This is a genomic window from Streptomyces sp. NPDC002018, assembly GCF_042890865.1.
Taxonomy (GTDB): domain Bacteria; phylum Actinomycetota; class Actinomycetes; order Streptomycetales; family Streptomycetaceae; genus Streptomyces.
In genome coordinates this window covers 1-3,622 of sequence record NZ_JBIASO010000054.1, presented here as the reverse complement: position 1 = coordinate 3,622, position 3,622 = coordinate 1, and the positions used below count along the sequence as shown (strand labels likewise).

The 3,622-nt window shown below is 57.6% G+C and carries 2 protein-coding genes; one reads left to right on the top strand and one right to left on the bottom strand.

Annotation, left to right across the window (positions count from 1 at the left end):
* Window positions 1-198: 198 nt before the first annotated feature.
* The gene (locus tag ACFYYH_RS34445; RefSeq protein ID WP_388559869.1) at window positions 199-1,905 is read left to right on the top strand and encodes a PIN domain-containing protein; all 1,707 of its coding nucleotides are present in this window, start codon (window positions 199-201) and stop codon (window positions 1,903-1,905) included.
* A 263-nt stretch (window positions 1,906-2,168) separates the two neighbouring features.
* Here the strand turns inward: ACFYYH_RS34445 and ACFYYH_RS34440 are convergent, their stop codons facing one another.
* Window positions 2,169-3,152 (bottom strand): hypothetical protein, encoded by a 984-nt coding sequence (locus ACFYYH_RS34440; RefSeq protein ID WP_388559866.1) that lies wholly within the window; start codon window positions 3,150-3,152, stop codon window positions 2,169-2,171.
* Window positions 3,153-3,622 lie beyond the last annotated feature (470 nt).

Below are 3,622 nucleotides of genomic sequence, written 5' to 3'. Positions count from 1 at the left end.
AACTGCAGATACTCCTCGCGATCTGGACCGGCGCCTGCCCCACCTGTCACCGCGACATGCCAGACCTCGCACCAACATGACCAAGCACTACTAGTAAGGCAGCGGAGGCCCGCCGGCCTACGTGTCGTTCGCGTGGGCCTCACTCATGGCTTGCACGGAAGCTCCCCGAGGTGCAGATGACGGCGCTACGCTGCGGCTGTGGAGCATGAAGAGTCGGCCCAGGCCAGTGAAAGTGACGCCGCCGCACAGCGTGGCGTCTTCGACGGGTTTTCCGGTTACGTAACTCCAACGGAAGACGATTGGAAGAGCGTACTGCGCGACGGTCTTGTGGTTATTGACACGAATGTCTTGTTGAACCTGTATCGATACAATCAAGCGGCCCGCGAGACTTTCATGGAAACGCTCCAGAGTCTTGGATCGTGTCTCTGGGTCCCTCATCAGGTGATGGAGGAATTTTGGCGGAACAGGGAGAGTGCTATTGAGGACCCTCAGAAACAACTAGACGCCTCTGCGGCAGCCTTGAAGAAGGGGCTGCAAAAGGCCGTAGAGGACCTCCGTAGCTGGACAAACAGAGTCTCGCTTGAGCGGTCGAATGTTGAAGAGCTTGAGTCGACTCTCTCTGCAGCCTTTGATCAAGTGATTGCGGCTATGGCTGAAGTTGTCAACGGTGGCGAGGGTGAAATGTCTCATGACACTTCGCAAGATAAAGTAGTCGCCGCCCTGGATGCTCTCCTGAAGGGGAAAGTTGGGCCGCCATTGGATCAGAAGGATCTCGTTGAACAGATAGCGGAGGGAAAGAGGCGTATTCAGGCCCAGGTGCCGCCGGGTTACAAAGACAAGGCGAAAGCTTCCCGGGGGGACAATTCCGAGGTGGGTGATTACCTTGTATGGCTGCAGCTTATTAGGGAGGCGAAGGGTAGGGGTGTCGACGTCCTCTTGGTGACTGGAGACACCAAGGAGGATTGGTGGCGAACGCGCAATAATATCCCCGTAGGTCCGCGAAACGAATTGGCTGAGGAGTTAAGGCGAGAGGCTGGGGTGCGACTGTATATGCTTAAGCCTGACAAGCTGTTGTCCTACGCGAGAGATTTTCTACAGGTTGAGGTGACTGAGGATTCGGTCCAGAACGTTGAGATGGTGGCTGCTCAGTCCACCTCTGACGCAGCGTTCCGAGCTCTTGTCGAGCTGGCGGAGTACGACGCCACTGGAGCTGTCCTCGGGGCGTGGCGTGAGGTGGAGGGAGCGCTTGGGAGGCTCGTACCGGACGGTACCTTCGGGCAGCGGCGTGTAACGCCCGGGATGCGCTTGAAGTTCCTAGGTGAAAGCTACGGCGGTTCCTCTGACGTTATGAGGAGGGTCAGAGAGCTGCAGGAGATCCGAAACCAAGTCGTACACAGCAGCGAAATTGAGTTGACTCAGGAGGGAGCGCGGGCATTTGTAGCGAAAGCCAAAGAAGTTTCGGACTCTCTGGCCCTCGCAAGCGCTCCTCGTTCGCAATCGATGCGACTTGAATATGCGATTTATGAAGCGCTTAACCGAAGGGGATTTACTGTCACGCAACAACAAGCAGGCCGCTTTCAGTACGACTTCCTGGTTACTGATGACTCGCGGACTGGCTCATTTGTGGCTGTCGAGGCCAAGTTCGTCTCGGATGGTCTATTCCGTGACAGGAATCTAAGGGAGGAGGCCGGTAAACTTGCCTCCATGCCGGCCGATGTCACGTCACTTCTAGTGGTAACTAACGGCTCTCTGGTGCCTCGGGTTCAGGAGTTCAACGCCACTATTGATGAATCCTCGGGGATCGACGGTCGACGCTTGGAAGTTGTTCAATGGAGAGGTCCGGACGATGATCCACTCTTGACTCGGGCGCTAATGAGGGCCATGCGAAAATCAGGGTCTCAGTGAGATCTGCGGAATTCCCATCTTAGCTTCAAATCTGAGACGCATCGAATGTGGCCAGGAAGGCGGGAGAGTGGGGTTACGTGTTGAAATCCAGTCCACGCGGTACGTACGGCAATGGGATGGGGTGGCGGCAGTTGATAGGAATACAGGCCGGTCAGACGTTTCAGTCTCAAGGCCTAACTGATCCCGGGTGCAGCTTTTAAAGAGAGGGCTGCCGTGCTCGGAGTTTGATCGACCGCAGGGCGACGCTCGCGCTCCGAGGGTTCTCAGGTCCCCTCGAAGAGTCGCCAATCCCAGAGGTCTTGTCCGGTATTTTGCTCGCGCATCTTATTCATCACTTCTGCCATCGTCTGCATGGCGGCATTTCGCCAGCCTTCGTAGGCCTCCAACGGTGCCTCTTCCTGCACTAGCCGTGCCCACCCGCGACCCTCTGTACGCCATTGCTTATCCTGGTCAATGACGAAGTTGGTAACCGTCCAATCCGGATTTTTCAAAATCCGAGGCACCATGCTGACAGCGATGGTCTGAAAGCCGCGCGCTGGCGAGGCCAGCAAACTACTAAGGTGATCGAATCCCTGGGGGTGCAGGGAGTCCAGCATCTCATCCAGCAGTAGTACTGTTGGGCGGGCCCGGGAGTATGCTTCCGCTAGGGCGATAAGCAACTCTACTGCGACGATTGGGTTTAGATGTCGTCCATCGGAAGCTTCGTAGTGATATTCGTTGCCGTGAAGGGATATTACTGCGTGGATGTGGTCGTCTCTGACACCTATTTCTTTGACGGCGCCATCGACAACCTGCGGGACGCTTAGCAGCGTCCGGCGTACATTCCACGGGTCCAGGCCAAGTTCCGACGCCACCGCGGACAAGCGCCCACACGAGAAAACATCATGGGGCCTTGGGTTGGAGAGTACCTGGTACGGTTGCACAATAAAGGGGACGTCGAGGCCGTCCAGGGTGAAAGACAAATTTTGGCCGGCAGCCTTAATGGAGGCGGTACGCGGCTGCGGGTCGTACCAATTGATTGCGGTGTATACAGAAGAATTCGGGTATGCGGCGCGCTGCATGATCTGTGAGGGCTTAGATAGGCCGGACAGCAGCGACAGGAAGAGCGTCTTTCCCGAGTTGTTAGGCCCCATCAACATGTTGCAGCGGGAAAACTCAACCACAGTGGGCTCGGCCAACCACACGTCGTCCAGGATCTCGATGGACCGGATCCAACCGAACGGTCGAGTGATGCCGGTGTGTTCCATGCGGACCCGAGTCTCGTGTAGGTCGCGCCAGCCCCGTAGGAGGGAAGCTGGGAAGGCGCCCCCCTTGTTCGTGTCTACAAGTCTGCCGCAGTTGGCGCACAACCAGATGCCATTGTTCGCGTCTCGCCTTTGCTCAGGCGTGAGGCCCCCGGTGCCTCGCGGGCCGCCAGTAGCGGCAGCGTAGATGTGAGCAGCCGTTCCTGAACGTTCAACATCGTTGGTACCCGTGCCTGGTCCGATCGTCAGGCGACCACACTCCGGATTGGAGCACCGGAACGCCGCACGCTGCGCCAAGAGGAGTTTGGTCGGCTCTGAGAACTCCGCGCGGCTAGTGCTCGACGCATCCCCCACCGATACCCCTCTCCTTAACCACCAGCTAGGACTTGTCCGGCCGATCATGTTCGGAGCCAGATGGTGAGGGCTGCCGCTGTTGCGGTGCCGAGGAAGATGTAGCCGCGCTTGTCGTATCG

Coding starts and splice junctions, on each gene's coding strand:
- ACFYYH_RS34440 (WP_388559866.1), bottom strand. CDS start 3,152: ATGGAACACACCGGCATCACTCGACCGTTCGGTTGGATCCGGTCCATC.